Raw genomic sequence first — 26,486 nt, 5'->3', positions numbered from 1 at the left:
TTCGCGGCTTGGTTCGCGAAGAGGTGCTCGCCACAAAGCGGTAATATCAGGCAATTTTTTGCTGATAGCCATAACGATCAACTCCATTATTCTGTCGCTCGCAGGACGCGAAAAATTCAAACCACCTAAAATTCATGGAAGAACATTATGAGCCTCAATCAGAAAAGATCATTTTTTGCACACGTAGAGCACAACAACAAACGCTTGACCTTTCTCGACCTGATATTGGGCGAAAGTTACTCTGCAGGCGAAGCCAACGTTCTCACCACACTGCCGCCCCTTAAGCGCAACCCCGGGGGAGTAACGCGTAGCTATCCGCCTTTCATTGCGTATTTCGCGTGTTATGACGACTACTACAACATACAGATTCGAGGCCACAGCTATTTCGGAAACTACATCAGCAAAAACGCTGATGGCAAGTTGAGCGCCCTTCCAGGAGCCGGTGGGAATACAACGTCCTTTAATTTGCTGGATGACAATAACAGGATAATCACACTCGACGATCTCGGCTCCAGAAACGCCAATGTATATTTGAAAGCCCGAAATGCGGGCGTCATCAAAACAAACAAGAAAACCGCGGACCGCAGGGAAGCTCAATACTTCAATGACAGTTCAGAAGACACCTTTAAGTTCAACCTCGAAATTCTCGAAAGAAATGTTTACGACCCCAGTGGCTCCAGGCCCGACGAGTACAATGATTTTTTTGAAGAAGATTGATAATCCGCGCACGAATCGGTCATAACGCCAGAAATTAAAAAGCCCCGCCTCTTTCGAGACGGGGCTTTTTCATTCAGCGACTGATCAGGCCGCAGGCTCCAGTTCAGCGCTGGCCGTGGCAGTAGCCGCAGGCACTACCGCCTGCCCGCTCAACGCCAGATCCAGCAACTCACGGTTGGCCACCGCGTACATGGCGTAGTCCGTGCCGCTGGCGGCACGGATTTCCACCAGCATGGCGCGCCAGCGTTCGATCATGCCTTCGTGCTGCTCCATCCACAGCGCCAGGCGTGTTTCCACGTCCTGAGTGCCATCGCCCTGTTGCAGGACGGAGATGGTGATCGCACGTTGCTGCCAGTCGACGTCATCGCGGAACGCTTCACGGGCCAGGGCTTGCCAGTTGTTTTCAACCGGCAAAGCACTGATCTGTTGCAGGTACCAGGTGATGTCCAGCGCGCTGCCCACGGCGAAGTAGGCCTTGGCCACGTCCGCAGGATTCTGGCCGGTCACGTCGGAGGCCTCGATGATCGGCAGCAGGGTGTACAGGTGCGAGGTGCCAGCCACCATGCGCGCCAGCAACTCCGGCACACCGGCTGCGACGTACGCCTGATAGCGGGCCTGCCAGTTCTCGTGGATCTCGCCACTCAGCAGTTCGTCGAGCTTGAGGCCCAACTCCTTCAGATGCGGACCGAAGTGCGCGACGTCACGGGCAGCGTTCTGCTCGTTGCGACGGGCACGCAGGAACCAGCGCGTAGCGCGACGGCCCAGACGCATCAGCTCGTCCATCAGCTCCAGTTGTACGTCGGCCGAAACCTGGTAATCCAGGGCCTCTATCTGACGGAACCAGTGCGGGAGATGGAAGATGTCACGCACGATCACGTAAGCACCCGCAACATTCGCCGGGCTCATGCCGGTCGACTCTTTGAGTCGTTGAACGAAGGTGATGCCCATGTGGTTGACCAGATCGTTGGCGATCTGGGTGCTGACGATTTCGCGCTTCAGACGGTGACGGCGCATGGCGTCGGAGAACTTGCTCACCAGGCTTGGCGGGAAAGCGGTTTCCATGTCGCGCGTCAGGTAGTCGTCGTCCGGCACGAGGGAGTTGAGCAGCGCTTCCTTGAGGTCGATCTTGCTGTAGGAGATCAGCACCGACAGCTCGGCACGGGTCAGGCCATGGCCTTCCGCGAGGCGCTCGTTGAGCGCCTCTTCAGCCGGCAGGAACTCGATGGCGCGATCCAGCTTGCCGCGGCCTTCCAGATCGTTCATCAGACGCTTGTATTCGGCAATCCGCACAAAGGCACGGCGTGCCGCCAGGGACAGCGCTTGAGTCTGCTTGTAGTTGTTGCCCAGCACCAGGTTGCCGACTTCGTCGGTCATGCTCGCCAGCAACTGGTTACGTTGCTTGTCGGTCATGTCGCCGGCATGAACCACTTCGTTCAGCAGGATCTTGATGTTCACTTCGTGGTCGGAGCAGTCCACGCCACCGGCGTTGTCGATGAAGTCGGTGTTGGAGCCGCCGCCATTCAGACCGAACTCGACACGACCCAGTTGGGTCATACCGAGGTTACCGCCCTCGCCCACGACTTTGCAGCGCAGTTCGTTGCCGTTCACGCGCAGTGCATCGTTGGCCTTGTCGCCCACATCGGCGTGGCTTTCGCTGCTGGCCTTGACGTAGGTGCCGATACCGCCGTTCCACAACAGATCCACCGGCGCCTTGAGCAAGGCATTCAGCAGTTCGGTCGGGGTCAGCTTGTCGGCCTGAATGTCGAAACGCTCTTTCATCTGCGGGGAAATCGCGATGCTTTTCGCGCTACGGGAGAAGATCCCGCCGCCTTCGGACATGATGCTGGTGTCGTAATCCGACCACGCCGAACGCGGCAGATCGAACAGGCGCTGACGCTCGACGAAGCTGTTCGCAGGCTCAGGGTTCGGATCGATGAAGATGTGCAGGTGGTTGAACGCTGCGACCAGTTGCAGCTTGTCGGACATCAACAAGCCGTTACCGAACACGTCACCGGCCATGTCGCCGACGCCCACCACGGTGATGCTGTCTTCCTGAACATTGATGCCGCGCTCGCGGAAGTGACGTTGTACGCCGACCCACGCGCCCTTGGCGGTAATGCCCATTTTCTTGTGGTCGTAACCCGCCGAACCACCGGACGCAAACGCGTCACCCAGCCAGAAGCCGTAGTCGATGGCGATGCCGTTGGCGATGTCGGAGAAGGTTGCAGTGCCCTTGTCCGCAGCCACCACCAGGTACGGGTCATCGTCGTCATGACGCACGACGTTGGCCGGCGGCACCAGCGCGCCGTCCTTCAGGTTGTCGGTGATGTCCAACAGGCCCGAAATGAAGATGCGGTAGCAGGCGATGCCCTCGGCCGCGATCTCGTCACGGCTGCCGCCCAGTGGCAGGCGACGCGGCAGGAAGCCACCCTTCGCACCCACTGGCACGATGACCGAGTTCTTCACTTGCTGGGCTTTTACCAGGCCCAGGACTTCGGTACGGAAGTCTTCTTCACGGTCAGACCAGCGCAGACCGCCGCGAGCGACGTTGCCGAAGCGCAGGTGCACGCCTTCGACGCGTGGCGAGTAAACGAAGATTTCGAACTTCGGAACCGGCTTCGGCAGCTCTGGAATCTGGTGCGGGTTGAACTTGAAGCTGAAGTAGGACTTGTTCTGACCGTGGGCGTCGGTCTGGTAGAAGTTAGTGCGCAGGGTCGCCTTGATCAGGTCCAGGTAGCGACGCAGGATGCGGTCTTCGTTCAGCACCTGGACGTCGTCCAGTGCGGTGACGATCGCGTGTTCCAGGCGTTGCTGCTTGTCTTCCAGATCGTCAGTACCGAGCTTGCGAGCCAGGTAGAAACGGGTCTTGAACAACCGGGTCAACTCGCGAGCGATGTCGGTGTGGTTGTTCAGGGTGCTGGCGATGTAGCCCAGGTCGAAGCCCAGACGGATCTGCTTCATGTAACGGGCGTAGGCACGCAGCAAAGCCACGTCGCGCCATGGCAGGCCGGCGGTCAGTACCAGACGGTTGAACGCATCGTTCTCGGCATCGCCACGCACGATGTGGACGAAGGCGTCCTGCAAGGTGTCGTTGAGTTGCTGGATGTCGAGTTCCAGGCCTTCGGCGGCGGTGAAGGCGAAATCGTGAATCCAGAACTCGCGGCCATTGTTGTGACGCAGGCGATACGGGAATTCACCCAGTACGCGCAGGCCGAGGTTTTCCAGGATCGGCAACACGTCGGACAGCGCCAGCGGGGTGTCAGCGTGATAGAGCTTGCAGTGCAGCTCGCGCTTACCGGAGACCTGACCCAGTGGCTGATAGAAGCTCATCACCAGTGGATTGGTTTCTTTCAGGCTGAGCAGGTGCTGCATGTCGACCACAGCCGAATGCGCGGCAAAACGCTCGCGGTAACCGGCCGGGAAGCCTTTCGGGAAGTCGGCCAGCACGTTGGTGCCGTGGGCTTCGCCGAAGCTTTCGACCACCAGGCTCGCGTAGTCGTCCTGCCAGCTGCGGCAGGCCTGGATCACTTCGTTTTCCAGCTGCTGCGGGTCGATGTCGAGACGGTTCTTCGGATCGACGCGCAGGATCAGTTGCACGCGGGCCAGAACGGATTCGGAGAAGAAGGTCCAGAACTCGCAGTCCGAAGCTTTCAGGCGATCCATCAGCACTTGCTGGATCTTCTGGCGCACTTCGGTGGAATAGATGTCACGCGGCACGTAAGCCAGGCAGTAGCAGAAACGACCGTACGGGTCTTTGCGCAGGAACACGCGGATCTTGTTGCGTTCCTGGATCTGCACAATCGACATCACGGTGCTGAACAGCTCGTCCACCGGAGTCTGGAACAGATCGTCGCGCGGCAGCACTTCGACCACCTGCGCCAGTTCCTTGCCCAGGTGAGCCTTGGCCTGGAAGCCGGAACGGCGTTCGATCTCTTCGACCTTGCGGCGGATGTACGGAATGACCCGCACGCTCTCGCCATACACCGACGAGGTGTACAGGCCCATGAAGCGGCATTCCTTGATGACGTTGCCGTCGGCATCGATTTCGCGGATCGACACGTAATCCGGGTAAGCCGGACGGTGCACGCGGCTTGGGTGCGCAGCCTTGGCGAACGACAACAGGGTCGGTTCGCGCAGGTAGTTCACGGCGTAGTCTTCGATGCGCAGGTCATCGTAGGTCAGGCCGGTACGCAGCAGCCTGGTCAGGCCGAGGAACGAATCCTGGTCATAGACGATGTGGCCGCCGTCGGCTTCATCGCGCACCACGAATTCTTCATAGCCCAGAAACGTGAAGTGGTTGCCCACCAACCATTCCAGGAAGCTTTTGATTTCAGCTTTTTCTTCGCTGTCGACAGCAAACTGGCTGTTGTCCAGGCCGGTCAGGATTTCCTGGACCTTGGCTTTCATCGGTTCGAAATCGGCGACCGCGACGCGGACTTCACCGAGAACCTGCTCCAGCTCTTTGCTCAGGACATTCAGTTCGGCCGTGTTCGCGCAACGGTCGATTTCCAGGTACATCAGGGATTCTTGCAGGATCCCTTCGCCCTGGGTGCCTTTCGGCAGGATTTCCAGCAATTCGCCCTTGCTGCCGCGACGCACGCTGAGCACCGTGGTTTGCAAGGTATGAATGCTGTAGCCGCGACGGTTCAGCTCGGTACGCACCGAGTCCACCAGGAATGGCAGGTCGTGGTGCAGCACTTCGACCGCGGTGTGGGTCGACTGCCAGCCGTGGCGTTCGTAATCAGGGTTGTAGACGCGAACCTGCGGTTGCGCGTGATCGAAGCGCTCAAGCAGGCGCCACGCAGAAAGGGTACAGCCAGCGAGGTCGGACAGCCGACGCTGGGTCAGCTCGTCAAGGGAAATGATGCCGAAGAATTGTTCAGCGAACAGCGCCACTTGTGGCAGTGCCTGTTCACTGATGTGCTGCGCCAGTGCCGCTTGCAGTTGGTGCTGGAAGTCGGCTTTGCTGGCTGCGGTGAAGAACGCCATCTGTGGTACTCCGCTTGGGCTTGTTATTGATGGAAGCGTCGCGTGCAAAACCCCTTTCGGGGCGATCCCTCACCCTGTTCCTGATTCTCGGGCAGAGGAAACAGGGTGACAGGTGGGTGAAGCTGGACGAGACACTCAGGTCACATTCACCTTCCATGAATGGGCATCTGCAAAAACGACTGGCGAACCTACAGCACAATGTCTTTACAGGTGCTCATCCGTTGCGCAGCTTAACGAGTGCGGCAAGGCCCGTGCTTGCAGCGCTGCGACATATTCGGTCATCGGCACGCAGCTCTCGCCCTGTGCACCGGACAACACTAGCAGTCGTGTAGGAAATTGGGCGTTTTATGCCCGGATTTACGGCACCTGCGTGCCAGAAATGACCAGCGGCGGCCCGAAAGTTCACGACGCATTCTCTGACAGTCAGCCGAGCAGAAATTCCCGAGGGCTGGCAGAATTGCCTTTTGTTGTGTTCACAACGCTCGCCGAGCCAGGAATTCCCCATGCAAATGACCACCTCCCTGTTGATCGTCAACCCGTGTGACGAGGAAGAAGACAACATGGCCATGCTCGCCTGCCACAGCGATCAGGGTGAAATGTTCCTGATGAGCCGCTATCCGGACGAGGACGAGCTGGAGATCACGCTTGATGGCGAGCCTTCGACGCTGGACGGCGTGAAAGTGACGCTGAGCCCTACCCGATTGCTGATCGAAATTGCGGCGGCGGATGCGGATGCGCTGAATGGGGATGATTCGCTGGAGATCATTCACAGTACCGATGCGAGTGATTTGGCGGAGGTGGAAGAGACTTTGCAGAACATTCTCAAGGGGACTGGCACTTACATCAGCCAGCTCTGACGTTGTCTGAGCGGGCGCCTTCGCGAGCAAGCCCGCTCCCACATTGAGCGCATTTTTTCCAGAAAGAACGCGGTTAAATGTGGGAGCGGGCTTGCTCGCGAAGAGGCCCGAAAGAACGACACCACTCTCCGACCAGCACAACTTCCAACAATTTCACCCATCTATCCCCACACTTTGCACAAAATGCCGTTAGTCGCCGCCCCCCGCGATAGATTAAAGTAACGCCCCCAGCCCTGGCGTTATTCGAACGTCTTCGGTCACCCTTTCCAGGAACAGTCATCGATGGAACATCGTGAAGCGCTGCGAATTTCGTGGCCATGTAAAGGCTTGACCAGGCTATCCCATCCGCATATACGAAAAAAATTAAACACCTCAAACCATTGAAACAGACAATCTGAAAAGATGACTTAAACGAAAACGCCTATTTCCTACGCATTCGTCCTGCCGACCATCAGGAACAGAGCTACGTCAGCATCGGAAGTTACGCCCTATCCCGCCCATAAGCTTGCTGCTATTAATTAATCACTTGCGACAAAGTACGCAAGTTTGGTGATCGTTTCGCGACACCAATAAATCAACAGCAAAGGAGTTAATTGCCATGGGTAAAAAACGCTCTGAAATAAACACTTTCGACGACCTGCCGCAGGTATTGGGCTTTTCCAAAGGACTGTTGGTGTCTGAAGCTGGTTTTTTCGCATCTCTGACCAGCTGAAATCATAGAACGATTAAGTTCTTGTAAAAAAAATGCCGAAAGACTCTCCCTTTCGGCATTCAAATAATCCGGAGGCCTCCTATGTCCGAGCGCGAACTAACGTCTTCTGAAGCGCTGTTCAACATTATGTCCACTATCCACACACTCGGGTTCGAAGCAGTGGCACGTTATGCGGGACCATCCAAGCTCGTGGCAACTGCCGAGCTTTTTGACAAGAATAATAATCTAGTTGAATCCGGCGCAGGAAAGGGACCGGACTCATTGATAGGCGCGCTGGCCGAAAGTATTGAGCACTTTAGCATCTTCAACACCCATGCGAATGATGTATCAAAGCATCGATGTGATTCTATCGCTGCGCAGAAAGCTGCCGAGCGGGACGGAATTTTCACCAGTCTGCCAGGCGCTGAGGAATCGATAGAATGTTTTAAACTTACAACACTGTGCAAAAAGGAAAGCCTCCTGGTTCCATGCGTACTCCTCTGTCCCATAACAGAAAAAAACAAATACAGCGATCAAAGCCTTGCCATGCAATTTTTGGCTCGCTACTCATCCAACTCCGGTACTGCCTTTGGGTGCACCGAAGCCGAAGCCCTATTGCACGGAACCCACGAAATCATTGAAAGGCACATCCTGTCTCTCTTTTTTATGTCGGTTTGCGGAATCGGACCCAAAATGAAGCTGTATGCGCCATCCAAAGCACTACTAACCAAGGCTCTTCAAAACAATTCATATGCACTTGAAAACGCAGACGAGCTGCAAATAGTCATCATAAAAGATGTGCTGTCTGTGTATTTCTCTGTCGCATTCCCGAAAAACGGAGCGGGAGGTAGTCATTTGTCGCCGATAGGTTCAGGTAGCTCACTGGATATCTGCACCGCCATTCAGCGCGCGGTGACCGAGCAACTCCAGTCGAGTGAGTTATACGACGCCGCTGAAGAGTCAATGGACAGGAAAACATTCGAGCTACTATCCTGCTCGAACAAACTGAAAAACCTCATTGACCTTAGCCCCATCAAAAAAATAACACTTCCTGTACTTGATGACCCTTTGCAAACTCTCACTGAAACCGTTTCAGCACAACTGGATACGCTTCAAAAAAACCTATTACAATCCGGCTTGAAATTATTCCGTCGAACCATACTGCACCACTCAAACAACAGTATCGTCACGCAAACATACATCCCTGGCCTTGAACGGTTCAACATCATCAGGAATGGACGTCTTGTCGCACCGCAACATGTCCTGCGCGCTAAACAATGAGCCCGCCGCAAAGCGCTCTGAAAAATCACGGACAGCCAACATGAACGCTATTCTGACGCTGATAAAAACTGCTTGCGAAAAACACGCAGCACTTCTGCTATCGACAATCACAACCATAATACTTCTTAAAGCACTATTACTCGCCCCGCCTTTACTACTGGGCAAGATAGTAGACTCCTTAAGCAGCGACATTCCTGTCGCGCTAGACGCATTACTCACTTTAACTGCAGCACTGATGATCGCCGGTTGCGTTCAGGCAATTATCAGTCCGTTACAGACATTCTTCTTATCAAAGCTCGTGCAGCATATCGTAATGACTGCGTCTATCGACTGGCTTTCAACTCTGATGCGCAAAGAGTTTTCCCAATTCAGTTCGTGGCGTATCGGTCACTTCATAAAATCAGTTGAACGTGGAATCACTGCTCACGAACAGCTACTGACGTTCTTTGTCACGGTCGGTTTTTCAATGTGCCTGGAATTCCTGATCGTTGGCGGCGCCTTCCTGTATATGGGAGGGGGCGATGTGTTCCTCGGAATGACCGGGCTTGGTATCGTCTACCTTATTGTCACCCACAAAATAATCAGGTGGCGCAGGAAGCACATTGACGCAGTCAACGAGCAAGAAGATGAGTTAAGCGCCCTTCTGTTCAACACCCTCAATGCTGGCAAAGCCATAAAGCTGGAAAGTGCCACACCCACCGCAATGCAGCCATTAAATCGGGCGTTCAAACGCTATGCCAATGCCGCTGTGACTGCAACCAGCTCCGGCGGTCTCTTGAGCGGCGCTAAAATTCTGTTTATCAGTCTTTCCACAGGCGGATTACTGGGATGGGGAGTTGTTGATCAGCTTTCGAGTCAGCCCAGTATCAGCGTCGGGCAATTGGTTGCCATTTTTTCCATTGCAGGAAGTTATTTACTCAACATCGCCGCATTGACGGAGGGCTATCGCATTCTGGATCAGTTCCTTGCAGACCAGGATCGATTTCAGAGACTGCTGTCGCTACCGGACTTCGATCATTGCGATCGGCAAACGGAAGTCATATTTCGGGGTGCATCGACACTGGCACTTGCCCCCTGTGTACTGACAGCAAATGGAGAGGTTCGGTTGTCGATCGAACAGCGCCTGGCATTTACTCAAGGTCAATCAGTGGCGATTATCGGCCCAAGTGGCGCAGGCAAATCCACCCTGCTGGAAGCACTCGCCGGTCTCGATCAGTCGACACGAAATCATTTGAGCATCGACGAAACACCGGTTTCGCTACTAAATTCTCAAACCCACTTGAGCGCCCTGAGGTACTGCCCTCAGCAGCCCCGATTTCTGGAAGGGACATTTGAAAAGTCGGTTCTGTTTGGAAGCAAAGCGTCGCCGTTTTTGAATGAAGCAATACGGCGGCTGCAACTTGAGGAACTTGTCTCCCAACGCGATATCAGTGAACACGCATCCAACATTTCCGGCGGCGAAGCTAAACGCCTGTCACTACTGCGCCTGATCAACAAGCCCGGGCAATTCAATTTGTTCGACGAGCCAAGCGCGTCGATCGAACCAAAGCTGGCCAGCCCGGTCTGGGACTTGCTATTCGACTCGTTCGGCAAGCGCGGGCTGATATGTGTTACCCACGACGTCCGCCATTTGTACCGCTTTGATCGCGTCATCGTCATGCAGGACGGTGGAATTATTGAGGATGGCCCGTGGTTTGATCTGATCAACAAATCAGCCATCAAACGGCTATTGAATGACCTTCAGGAGACGGAGTAATAGCATCCGGTTGCTACCATTTTCCTGTGCGAAGTAGAGACCGGATCTAAATCACCACACTTTGCACAAAATGCCGTTAGTCGCCGCCCCCCGCGATAGATTAAAGTAACGCCCCCAGCCCTGGCGTTATTCGAACGTCTTCGGTCACCCTTTCCAGGAACAGTCATCGATGGAACATCGTGAAGCGCTGCTCGCGCTGCGAACCTTTCTTTCAACGCAGATTCTCGGCCAGGAAAAACTCATCGAGCGCTTGCTCATCGCCTTGCTCGCCGACGGCCACATGCTGGTCGAGGGCGCGCCGGGCCTGGCCAAGACCAAAGCCATCAAAGAACTCGCCGAAGGCATCGAAGCCCAGTTCCATCGCATCCAGTTCACCCCCGACCTGTTGCCTGCCGACATCACCGGCACGGAGATCTATCGTCCGGAAACCGGCAGTTTCGTGTTCCAGCAAGGCCCAATCTTCCACAACCTGGTATTGGCGGACGAAATCAACCGTGCCCCGGCCAAGGTCCAGTCGGCGCTGCTCGAAGCCATGGGCGAGCGTCAGGTCAGTGTCGGGCGCAGCACCTACGAGCTGTCGCCGCTGTTCCTGGTGATGGCCACGCAAAACCCGATCGAGCAGGAAGGCACTTACCCGCTGCCCGAAGCGCAGCTGGACCGTTTCCTGATGCACGTGAAAATCGGTTTTCCGGACGCGACTGTCGAGCGGCGCATCCTGCAACAAGCCCGTGGCGAAGCCTTGAACGGCGAAACCAAACCCGAGCGCCGGGTCAGCCAGCAGGCCATTTTCGCCGCACGCAAGGAAATCCTCGGTTTGTACATGGCCGACGCCGTGGAGGAATACCTGGTGCAACTGGTCATGGCCACGCGCACGCCGGCCAAGTTCGACCCGGAAATGGCCGAATGGATCGCCTATGGCGCCAGCCCCCGTGGTTCGATTGCCCTCGACCGGTGCGCACGCGCCCATGCCTGGCTCGCCGGTCGCGACTTCGTCAGCCCGGAAGACATCCAGGCCGTGCTGTTCGACGTCCTGCGCCACCGCATCATTCTTTCCTTTGAAGCCGAAGCCGCTGGTATCGACCAGGACCGGGTGGTCCAGCGGATTCTCGATGTCGTAGCCGTCGCTTGACCCCGATGAACGCCATCCTGCCGCCCGAGCCGGGCATCCGAGTCAGCCTCGCCGAGCTGATCGAGATGCGCCATCGCGTGCGTGAAGTGCAGCTGTTTTCCACACCGAGCCAGCGCAGCCCGCTGATCGGCCTGCACCACTCCAAGCTGCGTGGCCGTGGGGTCGACTTCGATCAGGTGCGGGTCTATCAGGCCGGCGACGACGTGCGCAGCATCGACTGGCGGGTCACTGCTCGCACGCAGGAGCCGCACACCAAGCTGTTCCACGAAGAGCGCGAACGTCCGATTTTCATCATGGTCGAGCAAAGCCGTCGGCTGTTTTTCGGTTCAGGGCTGATGTTCAAATCGGTGCTCGCCGCCCAGGCCGCGAGCCTGATCGGCTGGGCCGCGCTCGGCCATAACGATCGGGTCGGCGGGCTGGTGTTCGGCGATAACGAACACTACGAAATCAAGCCACGGCGCAGCAAACAAAGCCTGCTGCAATTTCTCAACCGACTGGTGCGCGTCAATCAATCGCTGCACACCGAAAGCGAGCAGAACCGCGATACCCTCAACCTCGCCCTGCGTCGCGCCCGGGAAGTGCTGCGCCCTGGTAGCCTGGTGATCGTGATCTGCGACGAGCGCGCGCTGACTGAAGGCGCCGAGCAACAATTGAGTCTGCTGTCCCGCCATTGCGACCTGTTGCTGCTGCCGCTGTCCGACCCACTGGACCACGCCCTGCCCGCTGCTGGCCTTTTGCGCTTTGCCGAGCGCGGTGCGCAACTGGAACTCGACACGCTGAATTTCGACCTGCGCCAAACCTACCGTGCCCAGGCCGAAGCACGCATCGCCCATTGGGAATTGCTCGCGCAAAAACTGCGGGTGTTGTTGATGCCCCTGAGCACCCAGAGTGAGATGGTCGAACAGCTGCGCGAGTACCTGAACCCGCAGAAACCGGGGAAACGTCGATGAGCAGCCTCGATCAACTGCAGCCGCTGATTTCCCCGCCACCCATCGCCTTCTGGCCACCGGCTCCGGGCTGGTGGCTGCTGCTGTTGTTGCTGCCGCTGATCGGCTTCGGCCTTTGGAAGGCGCGACGCTTCCTGCCAAACAAACGCCGCATCGTGCGCGCCGAACAACCGCTGGACCCAGTGCGCCTCGCCGCACTGGCCGAACTGGCACGGATGCCCAAACCGTACGACGGCGCACCGGCCGGCGCCTGGCTGCAGCAACTCAACGGTTTGCTCAAGCGCCTGTGCCGCAACCATTACCCCTACAGCCAGAGCCACACCCTCAACGGGCGCAAATGGCTGGCGTTCCTCGACAACCGCTGCCCGGCCGCCGGCCTGACGCGCTGGATGGTGCTGGTCGAAGGCGCCTACAAACCCGAATGCAAACTCGACGACAAGGCCATCGCCGGCCTGACGCAAGCCGTCGATACGTGGATTCGCAAACATGTTTGAGTTCGCCTGGCCTTGGATCTTCGCCCTGCTGCCGCTGCCCTGGCTGATGCGCATCGTGCTGCCGGTGGCCGACAGCGGCGAACCAGCACTCAAAGTCAGCTTCCTCAGCGACCTCGAAGGCCTCGCCCGGCGCCGTGCTCGGGCCAATCTGCCGGCCTGGCGCCAGCAAGCGCCGTTCATGCTGCTGTGGCTGTTTTTACTGATCGCAGCCGCGCGCCCGCAATGGCTCGGCGAACCGTTGCCGATTGCCGCCAGTGGCCGTGATCTGCTGGTGGCGGTGGACGTTTCCGGCTCCATGGATTTTCCCGACATGCAGTGGCAGGGCGATGAGGTCAGCCGCCTGACGCTGGTTCAACATTTGCTCGGCGATTTTCTGGAAAGACGCGAAGGCGACCGTGTCGGCCTGATTCTGTTCGGCAGCAGGGCATACCTGCAGGCACCGCTGACCTTTGACCGGCGCACCGTGCGGGTCTGGCTCGACGAGGCACGCATCGGCATCGCTGGCAAGAACACCGCCATTGGCGACGCCATCGGCCTCGCGCTCAAACGTCTGCGCCTGCGTCCAGCGCAAAGCCGCGTGTTGATTCTGGTCACTGACGGCGCCAATAACGGCGGCGAAATCGACCCGTTGACGGCCGCGCGGCTGGCGGCCAAGGAAGGCGTGAAAATCTACCCGATCGGCATCGGCGCCGATCCGGAGCAAAGCGGCACCGCGGGATTCCTCGGTATCAACCCGAGCCTGGACCTCGACGAACCTGCGCTGAAGGCCATCGCCGCCGCCACGGGTGGCCAGTATTTCCGCGCCCGCGACGCCAAGGAATTGCAATCGATCAAGCAAACTCTCGATCAACTGGAGCCCGTGACTCAGCAACCGACCCAGGCCCGCCCGGCGCAAACGTTGTATCACTGGCCGTTGGCGGTGGCGCTGCTGTTGAGCATGCTGCTGGTCATCCGCGAACGCTGGCCGGACAACCCGTTGCAGCGCCTGTTTACCAAGGATCTGTTCTTGCAGACGCCACTGCCTGACTGGCGCCAACGGCTCAAACGCCTGCGCCTGCGGAGGCGCCGATGAGTGTGCTGTGGCCTTACTGGTTCCGCCCTTGGTGGCTGTTGCTGTTGCCGCTGCTCGGCTGGTTGCTCTGGCAACTCTGGCATCGACAGAAGCGTGCCGGACGCTGGCAGATGATTCTGCCGCCGGCCTTTCATTCCGCGCTGCTCAGTGGCGGCAACGGTCGTGACAGCAAACTGCCGTGGGTCGCGCTCGGCGTGGCGTGGCTGTTGACGATTCTGGCGCTGCTGGGGCCGAGCTGGGATCGCGTAGAGCAAACCAGTCAGAAACCGGCCGACCCAATGGTGGTGATTCTGGAGCTGACCCCGGAAATGCTCGCCACCGACGTCACGCCAAACCGGCTGGAACAAGCCCGGCGCAAGCTGTTCGACCTGCTGCAGAATCGCAGCGACGCGCAGACCGCCATCGTCGTCTACGCCGGCAGCGCGCACACGCTGGTGCCGCTGTCGGACGACCTCACCACCAGTCGTAATCTGCTGGATGCGCTCAAACCGTCGCTGATGCCCCAGGCCGGCCATCGCGCCGAGTTCGCGGTGACCAAGGCCCTTGCGCTGCTGGATCAGGGCGCGTTGGGGGACGGCCGGATCCTGCTGATCGGCTCGTCTTTGACCGATCTGGAACGCGAAGGGATTCAGCAGGCGCTCGACGGCAAGTCGACACAGTTTTTAATGCTCGGCATTGGCACCGCCGAAGGTGCGCCAATCACGCAGGAAGACGGCAGCTTCCTCAAGGATGATCAGGGCGCGATTCTGGTGCCGCACCTGGACGAGCCGAGCCTGAAAGCGTTCGTCAACGGCCTCGATGGCCGCTATCGCCATGCGCGTCTGGACGATGCCGACCTGCGCGCCCTGGGCCTGCTTGATGGCCCACGCCATTTGCGCAATGACGGCCAGACCTTGCGCCTCGATACCTGGGCCGATCAGGGTTACTGGCTCTTATTACCGTTGTTGCTGCTGGCGGCCTGCGCCGGTCGCCGCGGCTGGTTGTTCTGCTTGCCGTTGCTGTTCCTGCTACCGCAACCGAGCTATGCCTTCGACTTCAACGACTTGTGGCTGCGTCCCGATCAGCAAGGTCTGCACCTGCTGAAGAAGAAGCGTCCGGCCGAAGCCGCGCAACATTTCGAGGATCGACAATGGCAAGGCGTCGCGCTCTATGAGGCCGGCGACTACAGTGGCGCCGCCCAGCGATTCGCCGAGGGCAAAGACGCTCACGCCCACTACAATCGAGGCAACGCCCTGGCCAGAAGCGGTGAGCTGGAAGCCGCGCTGGATGCTTACGAACAGGCGCTGGAACTTCAGCCAGATCTGCGCCCGGCGTTGACCAACAAGGCCTTGGTGGAAAGTCTGCTCAAGCAGAAAAACACACCGGAGCCCGTTGAGCCGGACAAAACCGAAGGCGACGAGACCGGAGCCCCGCAGGAACCACCGCCCGGCGCGGCCACCCAACAGTCAAACAGTGGCGAACCGAAGTCCGACGCCGAGACGACTACGCCCGAGGCGCAACAGTCGGATACGACACCCGCGCGCCCCGGCACCAATGAGGTGCCCGGTAGCGAGTTAGGCGATGAACAAAGCACCATCCCGCCGATGCGACCCGCCAGCGATGCCATCGATGGCGAACAGCGTCAGGCGCTGGAGCAATGGCTGCGCAAGATCCCGGATGACCCGGGTGAATTGCTCAGGCGCAAATTCTGGTACGAACAGCAACAACATCAGGATCAGGAAAACACTCGATGACCCGCTTCACCGCTTTCTTGCTTGCCATGTTTCTCTGGACTGTACAGGCCCAGGCTGCGGAGCTGGTCGCCAGTGTCGATCGCAGTCGCCTGAACTCCGGCGAGACGGTCGAGCTGACCCTGGAATCCAACGACGTAACGCAGTTCGGCAAGCCTGACCTGACGGCGCTGGAGCCGCTGTTCGACGTGCGCGGCACCCGCCAGGTCAACCAGTTGACCACCATTAACGGCGACAACCGCGCGACCACCCGCTGGATCATTACCCTGCTGCCTCGTCAGAACGGCAGTGTGGTGATTCCGGCGTTACAACTGGGCGAGGTGCAAAGCCAGCCGATCACCTTGCAAGTGGTGGAAAGCGAAACCCAGGACAGCACCCAGAAACTGGCCCCGGTGTTCATCGACGCCAGCCTCGATCAGAGCAGCGTGTACGTGCAGGCCCAGGCGATCCTGACCTTGCGCATCTACCATTCCGTTTCGCTGTACGACGACAGCAGCCTGACCCCGCTGCAGATTCCCGATGCGCGCATCGAGCAACTGGGTGAGTCGCGCACTTACGAAAAAGACATCAACGGCCTGCGCCACGGCGTGATCGAACTGCGTTACGCGATCTACCCGCAACACAGCGGCCAGTTGACCATTCCGGCGCAGATATTCAGTGCCACGCTGGTGGACTCACAACCGGCGAGGGACGTCGAATCCCAAGTGCCGAAATCCGGCAAACTGATGCGCGTCAGCTCGGTCGAACTGCCGCTTGCCGTCAAGGCAAAACCCGCCACTTACCCGGCTGACGTGCCTTGGCTGCCGGCCAGAAGCCTGAGTTTGAGCGAGAGCTGGAACCCTGAACCGGATCATGTGCAGGTGGGCGATTCGCTGACCCGCAGCCTGACCTTGAAGGCCGAAGGCCTGGCCAGTTCACAGCTGCCACCGTTGCCGGCGACCGACATCAACGGCTTGCGGCGTTATCCGGACCAGCCGGTGCTGGTCAACCAGAACAGCGAGCGCGGCCTGATCGGCAGCCGCGAGGACCGTGAAGCGCTGGTGCCTGTTCGCAACGGCGACGTCGAGTTGCCGGCGGTGGAGGTGGTCTGGTGGAACACGTTTGAGGATCATCTGGAACACACCAGCCTGCCGGCCCGGACCCTGCAAGTGGCGAATAATCCAGGTTTGATGGTCGATACCCCGGCGGGCATGCCGCCGGTCATTTCCGCTGCCGACAACGAAGCGCTCTGGTGGTGGAAACTCAGCACCGTGATTCTGGCCTGCACCACCCTGCTGGGCTTCGGCCTCTGGTGGCGCGGCCGCTGGCAACCGGCAATCCTGCGAGCCGCGCAGACCGGCCCGAGCCCACGCACCGTGCTCGACGACCTCAAACGCGCCTGCCAGGCCAACGACTCCCACGCCACCCGCCAGGCCCTCGACGCCTGGGCCCGGCAACAACCGGAAACCCTGGCCGACATGGCGGCGCGATTCGTGCCGTTGTCCGATGCGCTGGATGGTTTGAATGGGGCGCTGTACAGCGAAACCGGCCAGCATTGGCAGGGTGAGGAGCTGTGGCGAGCGATCAAGGCGATCCCGATTGCCGAGCGGGTTCACGATCCGGTGGGCGACAGTGGCCTGCCGCCGCTTTATCCAAAATAAGATCAAAAGATCGCAGCCTGCGGCAGCTCCTACATTGGATCGGCGTACACCCTGTAGGAGCTGCCGAAGGCTGCGATCTTTCCGCTTCTCGGCATTCCCGACTGTTTGCCAGTAAACTCTCCCCCCTTTAGCCGCTTTCATTTCCCGTGCGGCCATTACCTGAATTCCTACGGAGCTCGCCTTGCGTCTGTTTCACACCTCCGACTGGCACCTTGGGCAGAACCTGCACGGCCAGGACCGTGATTTCGAGCACGGCTGTTTCCTCGAGTGGCTGTTGCGCCAGCTGAAGCTGGACCAGCCCGACGTGCTGCTGATCGCCGGCGATATCTTCGACACGGTCAATCCGCCGGTCAAAGCCCAGGAGCGCCTTTACGACTTCATCGTCAGCGCCCATGAACAACAGCCGAAGCTGACCATCGTGATGATCGCCGGCAACCACGATTCCGGTTCGCGGATCGAGCTGCCGGCACCGTTGATGCGCCGTTTGCGCACCCACGCCCTCGGTCGTGTGTTGTGGCTGGATGACGGGCAGCTCGACGCCGAGCGTCTGCTGCTGCCACTGCCGGACGCCAAGGGCAAAACCGTCGCCTGGTGCCTGGCGCTGCCGTTCCTGCGCCCTGCCGAAGTGACCGGCGCACATCTGGGCGACAACTACCTGCGCGGGATCGGCCAGGTTCACGAGTGGCTGATCGAAGCCGCCAACGCCAAGCGCAAGAAGGGCCAGGCGCTGATTGCCATCAGTCATGCGCACATGGCGGGCGGTTCGGTGTCGGAAGACTCCGAGCGCAGCCTGATCATCGGTAACGCCGAAGCCCTGCCCGCCAGCCTTTTCGGCCCGAGCATCAGCTACGTCGCCCTCGGTCATTTGCACAAGCCACAGAAGGTCAACGGTGAAGAGCGCATTCGCTACAGCGGCTCGCCGATTCCATTGTCGTTCTCCGAAATCGGTTATCAGCATCAGATTCTCGACATCCAGCTCGACGGCGAAACCCTGGTCAGCGTGGAGCCGAAGCTGATTCCCCGCGCCGTGAACCTGCAACGTATTGGCCCCGCGCCTTTGGCCGAAATCCTCCTGCAACTGGCCGACCTGCCGAACATTGATCTGCTGGCCGACATTCACCGTCAGCCGTGGCTGGAAGTCCGGGTTCGCCTCGACGAACCGCAACCTGACTTGCGCCACCAGATCGAAACCGCCCTGCAAGGCAAAGCCGTGCGCCTGGTGCGCATCGCCGCTGAATACGCCGGCAACGGTAGCCGCGACAGTGTCGATGACGGCACCACCTTGATTGAACTGGACCAACTCACGCCTCAGGAACTGTTCAGCCGCGCCTGGCAGGACAACTACGGCAGCGAAGTCGACGAGCAAACGCTTATGGACTTTGCCGAGCTGTTGCAGGACGTGCAGATGGAGAGCGAGCAGCCATGAAAATTCTCGCGATCCGCCTGAAAAACCTCGCCTCGCTGGCCGGGCCGTTTGAAATCGACTTCACCGCAGAACCCTTGGCCAGTGCCGGTTTGTTCGCGATCACCGGGCCGACTGGTGCCGGTAAAAGCACTTTGCTCGATGCCTTGTGCCTGGCGCTGTTCGGCGCCGTGCCGCGTTTGAGCAGTGCTCAAGTGTCGGCCAAAGCGCCGGACGCCGACGGCGAGATCAGCACCGGCGACCCGCGTACGCTGCTGCGTCGCGGCACGGGCGAAGGGTATGCCGAAGTGGATTTCGTCGGTATCGATGGCCGTCGCTACCGCGCGCGCTGGGAAGCCAATCGCGCCCGGGAGAAGGCTGGCGGCAAGCTGCAACACAGCCGTCAGAGCTTGCGCGACATCGACCTGGACCAACTGCTGGCCAGTCAGAAAGTTGAATTCAAGGTCCAGCTCGAAACCGTCCTGGGCCTGAACTTCGAGCAATTCACCCGCGCCGTGTTGCTGGCCCAGAGCGAATTCAGTGCGTTCCTCAAGGCCAACGACAACGAGCGCAGCGAACTGCTGGAAAAACTCACCGACACCGCGCTTTACACGCGCCTCGGTCGTCGCGCGTTCGACAAGACCAAAGAAGCCCGCGAAACCCACAAGCTGTTGCAGGATCAAGCCACCGGCGTCACACCGCTGTCGCCTGAAGCCCGGGCAGAACTGGATGAACGCTTCAACGAAGCGCAGCAGCAACTCAAGACCCAACAAGCGCAACTCAAGCAATTAGAGCTGCAACACACCTGGCTGAAAGAACTGCGCCAATTGCAAGACGAGCAGCTCAGCGCCACCGAACAACTGACCGGCGCCCGGCAGGATTGGGAAAGTCTGGCTGGCGAACGCCTGAAGTTGACTCGCCTGGAACATCTGGCGCCACAACGGCACCAGTTCGCCCGCCAGACTGAACTCAGCGCCCGGCTCACGCCATTGGCTGCGCAGATTCAGCAGCACACCCGGCAAGAACAGGATCTGCAGGCGCGTCAGACGCAACTCGAACACAGCCTGAGCGCGGCGCAAACCGCGCTGGTCGAGGCGCAAAGCCAACACACTTCAAGCGCCCCCCTGCTGCGTCAGGCCTTTGAGGCGCAAAGCACCCTCACCCGCCTGATCAGGGACACCGGCCTCAGTGCCGACCTCAAGCAGCAAGCGGAACTGACCTGTTCCGAAGGCCAACAGACGATTCAAGGTTTGCTTGAGCAGCAGAAGCAAGTTGCCGAGCGTTTGCAACGGATTGCCGCCGAACTTGAACAAAGCACCCACCTGGCGCCGCTCAGCGATGCCTGGAATGCCTACCGCGACCGCCTGCAGCAATTGATGCTGATCGGCAATCGCCTGAACAAGGGTCAGGCGGAACTGGCGTCTCTGGAACAGAATGCCACCCGTGCCACCGAAGAATGGAACGCGCAAAAACAGAGCCTGGAAGTGCTCTACAAAGAAGCCGGCGCCGAGCCTGAAGCGGTGGCCGAACAGATTCAGTTGCTCGGCAATCTGTTGCAGGACAACCGCAAGCAACTGCGCGCCTTTGAAGAGTTGACGCGCCTGTGGATCAGCCAGCAGGAACTGGACAAGCGCATCGCCGAACTGCAGCAACGTCAAACCGTTGCCCAGCAGGAACGCGACCGTCTGACCCAGGACGGGGTGAAAACCAAAAACGAATTGGCCGTCGCTGAGCAGACCATGACGGTGACCCGCGAACTGCTGGAACGCCAGCGTCTGGCCCGTAGCGCCAGTGTCGAAGAACTGCGCGAGCAGTTGCAAGATGATCAGCCGTGCCCGGTTTGCGGCAGCCCGGACCATCCTTATCATCAGCCCGAAGCGCTGTTGCAAAGCCTTGGCCGCCATGATGAAAGCGAACAGGCCAACGCGCAGAAAGCGGTGGATTTGCTCAAAGAAAAACTCACCGACCTGCGTACCGAAGTCGGCGGTGTGATCGCGCAGCAGAAGGAACTGCTGCAGCAGCAGGAACAACTCGTCGCTCAACAGCAGAGCCTGGCCCCCAGCCTCGAAACGCACCCGTTATCGGCGCAGCTTTTCACTCACGATGCCGCCAAACGTGATGCCTGGCTAACCCAGCAAAACAGCCAGTTGAACCAAAGCATCACGCAGGACGAACAGCGGCAAACCGCCCTGCTCACCCTGCAACAGGACGCTGTGCGCTTGCAGCAGCAACTGCGCACCGCCGAAGCGGCGAGTCAGCAGGCAAACCAGCACCTGACCAACCAGCAACGAGAACTGAGCAATGATCGCCAGCGTCTGGACGAAGAGCTGATCGCATTCAGCACCCTGCTCCCGACCGACACGCTGGACGCCTTGCGCAACGAACCTGCCGCGACCTTCATGCAACTCGACCGACAGATCGCCCAGCGCCTGGAACAACTCGACCAGCAACGGGATGAACTCAGCGAACAGCAACAACGTCAGCAGACGCTGGAGAAAGAACAGGACCGTCAACTGACCCGCCTCCAGCAACTGGAAGCGGCTCAGCAGCAGTTCACGGCCCTCGCCGAGCAACAACAGGCTTGCCAGCAACAACTGACGCAACTGCTCGTTTCACACAGCAGCGCCGAACACTGGCAACAGCAACTGGATCACGCCGTCGAACAGGCGCGCAATGCCGAAGTGACAGCCAATCAGGAGCTGCAATCGGTGCGCACGCGCCTCGTGCAACTGGCCGCCGAACTCAACGCGCAGCAAGAACGCCTGCTCGCCCTGGAAACCGAAGACCGCGAACTGAACACGAAGATCGCCGACTGGCGCGCCTTGCATCCGGAACTGGATGACGGCGGCCTGGAACAGTTGCTGAGCGTCGACGACCAGCAGGTCAGCGAATTGCGCCAACGCTTGCAGCACAACGAAAAAGCCATCGAACAAGCCAAGGTGTTGTTGCAGGAGCGCGACAAGCGCCTGACCAGTCACCAGGCGCAGCACAATGGCAATCTCGACGCCGGACAACTCGCTACCGCCCTGACCGAACTGCAAAGCCAGTTTGCCGCCAGCGAGCACCGCTGCGCCGAACTGCGCGCCGAGCAGGCCGAGGATCAGCGCCGGCAGAACGCCAATCAGGCGCTGGCCCAACAGATCGCCGACGCCTACACCGAGTACCAGCGCTGGGCGCGTCTGAATGCGTTGATCGGCTCCGCCAGCGGCGACACCTTCCGCAAGATTGCCCAGGCTTACAACCTCGACTTGCTGGTGCATCACGCCAACGTACAGTTGCGTCAACTGGTGCGGCGTTATCGCTTGAAACGCGGCGGTAGCATGCTCGGGTTACTGGTGATGGACACCGAGATGGGCGACGAACTGCGTTCGGTGCATTCGTTGTCCGGCGGCGAAACCTTCCTGGTGTCGTTGGCGCTGGCGTTGGGTCTGGCGTCGATGGCGTCGAGCACGTTGAAGATCGAATCGCTGTTCATCGACGAAGGCTTCGGCAGCCTCGATCCGGAATCCCTGCAATTGGCCATGGATGCCCTCGACGGCTTGCAGGCTCAGGGCCGCAAGGTCGCGGTGATTTCCCACGTTCAGGAAATGCACGAACGGATCCCGGTGCAAATTCAGGTCCACCGCCAGGGCAACGGCCTGAGTACGCTGGAGGTGAAGTGACGACGCTGTACTCCTTCCGCCGCTGCCCGTACGCCATGCGGGCGCGCATGGCCCTGCGCTATTCCGGGGTTGCGGTGAACATCGTTGAGGTCAGCCTGAAGGCCAAGCCTGCCGAGATGCTTGCGCTATCGAGCAAAGGCACGGTGCCGGTGTTGAGTGTCGACGGTGAAGTGATTGATGAAAGCCTGTCGATCATGCACTGGGCGCTGGCGCAGAACGATCCGCAGGATTGGTTGCTCAAGGATGATTCCGTTGGGCAAGTGCAAATCGCTGCGCTGATTGAAGAAAACGATCAGGTGTTCAAGGTGCACCTGAATCGCTACAAGTACGCCGAGCGTTATCCCGAGCAGCCGATGGCGTTTTATCGCAGCGAGGGTGAGGTGTTCTTGCGCAGGCTGGAGGAATTGCTGGAGGGACGCGATTATTTGTTGGCGGACCATCCAAGTCTGGCGGATGTGGCGCTGATGCCGTTCGTACGGCAGTTCGCGCATGTTGATCGCGAGTGGTTCGGGCAAACGCCCTACGTGCGGTTGCAGGCATGGTTGCAAAGGTTTCTGGAGTCGGATTTGTTCATATCAGTGATGGTGAAGTAGAACACGATCTCTGTAGGAGCTGCCGCAGGCTGCGATCTTTTGATCTTCAGCATTTTTAACATCAAAAGATCGCAGCCTGCGGCAGCTCCTACGAGATTCAGGCAAACACTTCGCACATTTCTAACACCGAGCAATCGACCTGGAACGGACCGAAAAAATCACCTTGGCGTTTGAGCGGCGGATTACCGGCCAGCAACCCCATAGCCTTGTCGGTTTCGATGCTGCGAGCGAGGTTGTGGTTGGCTTCGATGGAGCGAGCCACGGAACCTGCCGATGCTTGCCCGATCCCCAACAGGGATGAGCCATTGGTCATGAACGCCAGAAAGGCGATGACCCAGAGTTTGCCCCCTTTCATGCCCCTGCCACTCCCGCCACGAATGCGTGATCGACCACGGCGTCTTGTGCGCGGTGTTCGAACTGAATGGCGGGATAAGCGACCTGAATGGGTGCTTCGATATCGTGTTGCGGGTGAGCCGAAAGGCTGACGACCAACACCAGCGCCACGTAAAGACCGATGGCCAGGTAGGCGCCGTGTTTGGCAGAAGTGAGAATGGCGCTGGCCATGGTGATCTCCGTGGGCATGTTTCGATGCCCACAGATTCGATCAAAAAAGCCGTGATAACCACTCAGGGTTATCCATAGTAACCATCAGCTTTGTTAATCATTAAGCCAGTCTATTTCAGCCTTCAATAAAACTCATCATGCGCTCGTGCGCAGCGTCGGGCTCGCCTGGAACGGGCGTCGCAGCCGATAAGATCGGGGTCGAATAGAGGAACAGAAGTACCACGGCCAGACGCATCGCCATGCTGTCGATCCTTTTTATAAGAGAAGGAGTCAAAAATTCAGCGTCAAATTTAAACTCATGGCCATGTGATATCAAGCAATGCATTGATAGCAATATGATGCTGTCGCAAACGCGTTATGCAGGAGCGACATCACTCAGGCTTTCTCGAAGCTTTTCAGCTTGATCCGCGCAAGTGACTTCGCTCCTGCATAAAGGGTGCAGGGCTCAAATTTCAGGCTTGGGTTTTGTGATCCAGCGCAGCGTAGAAGTTGGCGCTCTGTTGCAGGTACTTCTGGGTGTAGCTTTGGGTGTGGGATTTTTTGTCGCTGATTTCAACGTTGGCGCTGGCTGGCAGAGCAACGGTGGCCGAGATAGCGGAAGCGGCGATTACAGAGAAGAGATTGAAGTTCATGGCGGTATTCCTCGAAGTCAGTTGGCTTGCTTGCCCGGTGGGGCCGTGAAGCAAACTTAACCGTCGAGGCTGACGCCTTGAAATCTTTTGTAGCATTAGCAGATATCAGCGTCATTAATAGAAGGAGGCAGGCCCCATCAACCGGGGCCTGCGGCCTATTGACGCACCAGGAACTTGAGGTTGCTCGGGGCATCCATCGGCAGTTTCTGCACGGTTTTACCCAGCAGACCGCTCTTGGCATCGCGCTCGACAACGACAATCTGGTTGCTCTTCTGATTGGCAATCAGCACGAACTTGCCACTCGGGTCGAGGCTGAACTCGCGCGGGTGATCACCTTCCACCGAACGACGTTGCAGCTCCTTGAGGTGGCCGGTGGCTGGGTCGATGGCAAACACCAGCAACTGATTGGCAGTGCCGCGATTGCTGACGTAGAGGAACTTGCCATCCTTTGATGCATGCAACGCCGCGGCCGCTTTATTCGACGTCGGTTGCCCGGCTGCCAAATCGACCATTTGCGTTTGCTCAAGCTTGCCGTTCTGGTAGTCGAACACAGCAACCAGCGCGCTCATTTCCATGGTCAGCCAGGCGTGCTTGCCATCGGCACTGAACAGCAAATGCCGGGGTCCGCTGCCGGGTGGCAACTGGACCGAAGCAGGTGTCGCGGCAGTCAAGGGCAGATCCGGATTGGCCTTGGGATCGAAGCGGTAGACAAAGATCTTGTCCGCGCCAAGGTCATTGGAGAACACGAACTTGCCGTCCGGCGAGGACACCGTCGAATGCACATGCGCCGACATCTGCCGCTCGGGATTGACCCGGCTGGACGGATGACTACTCATCTGCACCACGGTTTTGAGCGTACCGTCGGCGCCCACCGGCAACACGGCCAAGGTGCCGCCCGGATCTTCAGCCACCGAGTAGTTGCTGACGAACAAGTGACCGGCGTCGCCTGAACGCCCATGGCGCCGACGCTGCCAGCCATCAACAGTGGCCAGAAATTACGCATCCTTATTCACATCATCATCCTCGTCGTCATCACCGCGAAACGCGGTCATGCACACCAGCCGGTGTTCGCCGGAATCACCGGTGATGACCCAGCTTTGCAAGGTCGGATCAAAGATCGCAGCCTGGATCTGCGCCGGGGTGAATTCCCAATGCTTGGCTGCACGGCCGTCCATGCATTCGATGTGCAGGTTGTCGTCTTCATCGAGAGAAAACTCAAAGGCATGCAGCCCGTCGATTTCCACCATGTCGCAGTGTTCGAGGGTGCTGAGCAGGGTGTCGGTTGCGGAAGTCATGGCAGTCAATCTTTGAAAGGGAAAGACGCAATGATAGCTCAATGTGGTGGTGCCTCAGTGTCTGCCACAAAACTCCATCACAACCCGCTCCCACATTTGATCTATGCCCGCCTCAAGATTGCGCCGCGCCTGTTATCATGCGCGGCATCTCCATCGCACAGGATCGCGCCGTTCCCCATGGATTACCGCAAACCCTCCGACCGCAAAAGCATGCATTCGCGCATCGTCCAGGAACTGGGCATGCAGATTGTCTCGGGACGCTTCAAACCGGACGACAAGTTGCCCGCCGAAGCTCTGTTGTGCGAGGAGTACGCGGTCAGCCGGCCAGTGCTGCGCGAAGCCACTCGTGTGCTGGTCGCCAAAGGCCTGGTGTATTCCCGTCCGCGGGTGGGCACAGTGGTGAAGCAGCGCAAGGAATGGCACATGCTCGACCCGGACGTTCTGCACTGGTTGATGCAAAGCAGCCCGCAAAATGAATTCTTCGATCTGCTCACCAGCGTGCGCAGCATCATCGAACCGGCAGCGGCGGCCCTCGCCGCGCAGTTCGCCACCGACGCGGACATCGCCTCCATCGGTGAAGCCTACAAACGCATGGAAGCCGCGCCGACTCTCGAAGCGCTGTTGCAACCGGACCTGGATTTCCACAGCCGGATCGCCGATGCGACGCACAACGATCTGTTGGCCAACCTGTGCAACATGCTGTCGGTGGCGATTGCCGAAGCGTTGAAACATTCCAACCAGCGTCCGAATCTGCATGAACTCGCACTGCCACGACACAAGGCGATTCTCACGGCGATCGAGAATCGCGATGCGCTGGGCGCACGGCATGCGACGCTGGTGCAACTGGATGATGCGCGCAGTGCGTTGAATGTGGTGTTGGGTAGCGATCCTTCATAGAAGCAAAATCAAAAGATCGCAGCCTTCGGCAGCTCCTACATTGATCGCGTGCACTGCTGAATTGCGTATGTACTCGGCCTATGTAGGAGCTGCCGAAGGCTGCGATCTTTTGACCTTCATATGTAAAAAAGCCGCCAC

At 58.8% G+C, this 26,486-nt stretch carries 20 protein-coding genes and 1 pseudogene; 14 read left to right on the top strand and 7 right to left on the bottom strand.

All coding sequences use genetic code 11. The annotated features are described in order from the left end of the window. The first annotated feature begins 147 nt into the window (after positions 1-147). Positions 148-717, top strand: a complete 570-nt coding sequence (locus ACYZTL_RS01800; protein WP_461950310.1) for a hypothetical protein — start codon at positions 148-150, stop codon at positions 715-717. Between the two features lie 84 nt (positions 718-801). On the opposite strand, the gene ACYZTL_RS01795 is transcribed toward ACYZTL_RS01800, so the two are convergent. Next, a complete protein-coding gene (locus tag ACYZTL_RS01795; RefSeq protein WP_461950309.1) occupies positions 802-5,706 on the bottom strand; it encodes an NAD-glutamate dehydrogenase in 4,905 nt (1,634 codons plus the stop codon). 503 nt (positions 5,707-6,209) lie between these two features. Here ACYZTL_RS01795 and ACYZTL_RS01790 point away from each other — a divergent pair. From ACYZTL_RS01790 to ACYZTL_RS01735, 12 genes are all read left to right on the top strand, one after another. Continuing rightward, positions 6,210-6,563: a hypothetical protein gene (locus ACYZTL_RS01790; protein WP_017338463.1), complete on the top strand. Its 354-nt coding sequence runs from the start codon at positions 6,210-6,212 to the stop codon at positions 6,561-6,563. Between the two features lie 793 nt (positions 6,564-7,356). Continuing rightward, positions 7,357-8,535: a YcaO-like family protein gene (locus ACYZTL_RS01785; protein WP_461950308.1), complete on the top strand. Its 1,179-nt coding sequence runs from the start codon at positions 7,357-7,359 to the stop codon at positions 8,533-8,535. A 40-nt stretch (positions 8,536-8,575) separates the two neighbouring features. Beyond that, positions 8,576-10,291 (top strand): ATP-binding cassette domain-containing protein, encoded by a 1,716-nt coding sequence (locus ACYZTL_RS01780; RefSeq protein WP_461950307.1) that lies wholly within the window; start codon positions 8,576-8,578, stop codon positions 10,289-10,291. Between the two features lie 169 nt (positions 10,292-10,460). Then, the gene (locus tag ACYZTL_RS01775) at positions 10,461-11,420 is read left to right on the top strand and encodes an AAA family ATPase (protein WP_008030123.1); all 960 of its coding nucleotides are present in this window, start codon (positions 10,461-10,463) and stop codon (positions 11,418-11,420) included. A 5-nt stretch (positions 11,421-11,425) separates the two neighbouring features. Further along, a complete protein-coding gene (locus tag ACYZTL_RS01770) occupies positions 11,426-12,370 on the top strand; it encodes a DUF58 domain-containing protein (RefSeq protein ID WP_461950306.1) in 945 nt (314 codons plus the stop codon). Beyond that, on the top strand, positions 12,367-12,861 hold the full coding sequence (locus tag ACYZTL_RS01765; RefSeq protein WP_461950305.1) for a DUF4381 domain-containing protein: 495 nt from the start codon (positions 12,367-12,369) through the stop codon (positions 12,859-12,861). Before ACYZTL_RS01770 ends, ACYZTL_RS01765 begins: the two co-directional genes overlap by 4 nt. Further along, the gene (locus tag ACYZTL_RS01760; RefSeq protein WP_461950304.1) at positions 12,854-13,933 is read left to right on the top strand and encodes a vWA domain-containing protein; all 1,080 of its coding nucleotides are present in this window, start codon (positions 12,854-12,856) and stop codon (positions 13,931-13,933) included. Before ACYZTL_RS01765 ends, ACYZTL_RS01760 begins: the two co-directional genes overlap by 8 nt. Continuing rightward, positions 13,930-15,666, top strand: a complete 1,737-nt coding sequence (locus ACYZTL_RS01755) for a tetratricopeptide repeat protein (protein WP_461950303.1) — start codon at positions 13,930-13,932, stop codon at positions 15,664-15,666. Before ACYZTL_RS01760 ends, ACYZTL_RS01755 begins: the two co-directional genes overlap by 4 nt. Further along, positions 15,663-17,303, top strand: a complete 1,641-nt coding sequence (locus ACYZTL_RS01750; protein ID WP_461950302.1) for a BatD family protein — start codon at positions 15,663-15,665, stop codon at positions 17,301-17,303. Before ACYZTL_RS01755 ends, ACYZTL_RS01750 begins: the two co-directional genes overlap by 4 nt. Positions 17,304-17,484: 181 nt before the next feature. After that, complete coding sequence (locus tag ACYZTL_RS01745; RefSeq protein ID WP_461950301.1) at positions 17,485-18,729, top strand: exonuclease SbcCD subunit D C-terminal domain-containing protein; 1,245 nt, start codon at positions 17,485-17,487, stop codon at positions 18,727-18,729. Next, positions 18,726-22,367 (top strand): SbcC/MukB-like Walker B domain-containing protein, encoded by a 3,642-nt coding sequence (locus ACYZTL_RS01740; RefSeq protein WP_461950300.1) that lies wholly within the window; start codon positions 18,726-18,728, stop codon positions 22,365-22,367. Before ACYZTL_RS01745 ends, ACYZTL_RS01740 begins: the two co-directional genes overlap by 4 nt. Continuing rightward, a complete protein-coding gene (locus ACYZTL_RS01735; RefSeq protein WP_461950299.1) occupies positions 22,364-22,960 on the top strand; it encodes a glutathione S-transferase in 597 nt (198 codons plus the stop codon). The genes ACYZTL_RS01740 and ACYZTL_RS01735 overlap by 4 nt, the downstream gene beginning before the upstream one ends. Positions 22,961-23,057: 97 nt before the next feature. Here ACYZTL_RS01735 and ACYZTL_RS01730 read toward each other — a convergent pair whose 3' ends face one another. The 6 genes and pseudogenes from ACYZTL_RS01730 to ACYZTL_RS01705 all read right to left on the bottom strand — a co-directional run bounded on the left by ACYZTL_RS01730 (position 23,058) and on the right by ACYZTL_RS01705 (position 25,451). Continuing rightward, positions 23,058-23,315, bottom strand: coding sequence for a hypothetical protein (locus ACYZTL_RS01730; RefSeq protein WP_461950298.1), 258 nt, complete (start codon positions 23,313-23,315; stop codon positions 23,058-23,060). Further along, the gene (locus ACYZTL_RS01725) at positions 23,312-23,524 is read right to left on the bottom strand and encodes a hypothetical protein (RefSeq protein ID WP_461950297.1); all 213 of its coding nucleotides are present in this window, start codon (positions 23,522-23,524) and stop codon (positions 23,312-23,314) included. Before ACYZTL_RS01725 ends, ACYZTL_RS01730 begins: the two co-directional genes overlap by 4 nt. A 115-nt stretch (positions 23,525-23,639) precedes the next feature. Further along, on the bottom strand, positions 23,640-23,765 hold the full coding sequence (locus ACYZTL_RS01720) for a hypothetical protein (RefSeq protein WP_461950296.1): 126 nt from the start codon (positions 23,763-23,765) through the stop codon (positions 23,640-23,642). 211 nt (positions 23,766-23,976) lie between these two features. Further along, positions 23,977-24,156, bottom strand: a complete 180-nt coding sequence (locus ACYZTL_RS01715; protein WP_031318838.1) for a hypothetical protein — start codon at positions 24,154-24,156, stop codon at positions 23,977-23,979. 155 nt (positions 24,157-24,311) lie between these two features. Further along, positions 24,312-25,106: pseudogene (locus ACYZTL_RS01710) on the bottom strand (lactonase family protein); the annotation flags it as partial. Positions 25,107-25,151: 45 nt separating this feature from the next. After that, positions 25,152-25,451, bottom strand: a complete 300-nt coding sequence (locus tag ACYZTL_RS01705; protein WP_461950295.1) for a DUF5629 family protein — start codon at positions 25,449-25,451, stop codon at positions 25,152-25,154. 177 nt (positions 25,452-25,628) lie between these two features. On the opposite strand from ACYZTL_RS01705, the gene ACYZTL_RS01700 reads away from it, so the two are divergent. Continuing rightward, positions 25,629-26,348 carry a FadR/GntR family transcriptional regulator gene (locus ACYZTL_RS01700; protein WP_461950294.1) on the top strand — a complete coding sequence of 240 codons (720 nt, stop codon included), beginning with the start codon at positions 25,629-25,631 and terminating at the stop codon, positions 26,346-26,348. Positions 26,349-26,486 lie beyond the last annotated feature (138 nt).

The sequence above is a fragment of the Pseudomonas sp. LB3P81 genome (assembly GCF_054897965.1).
The sequence above is the reverse complement of the archived record's forward strand: the minus strand, read 5'-3'. Positions and strand labels throughout refer to the sequence as shown.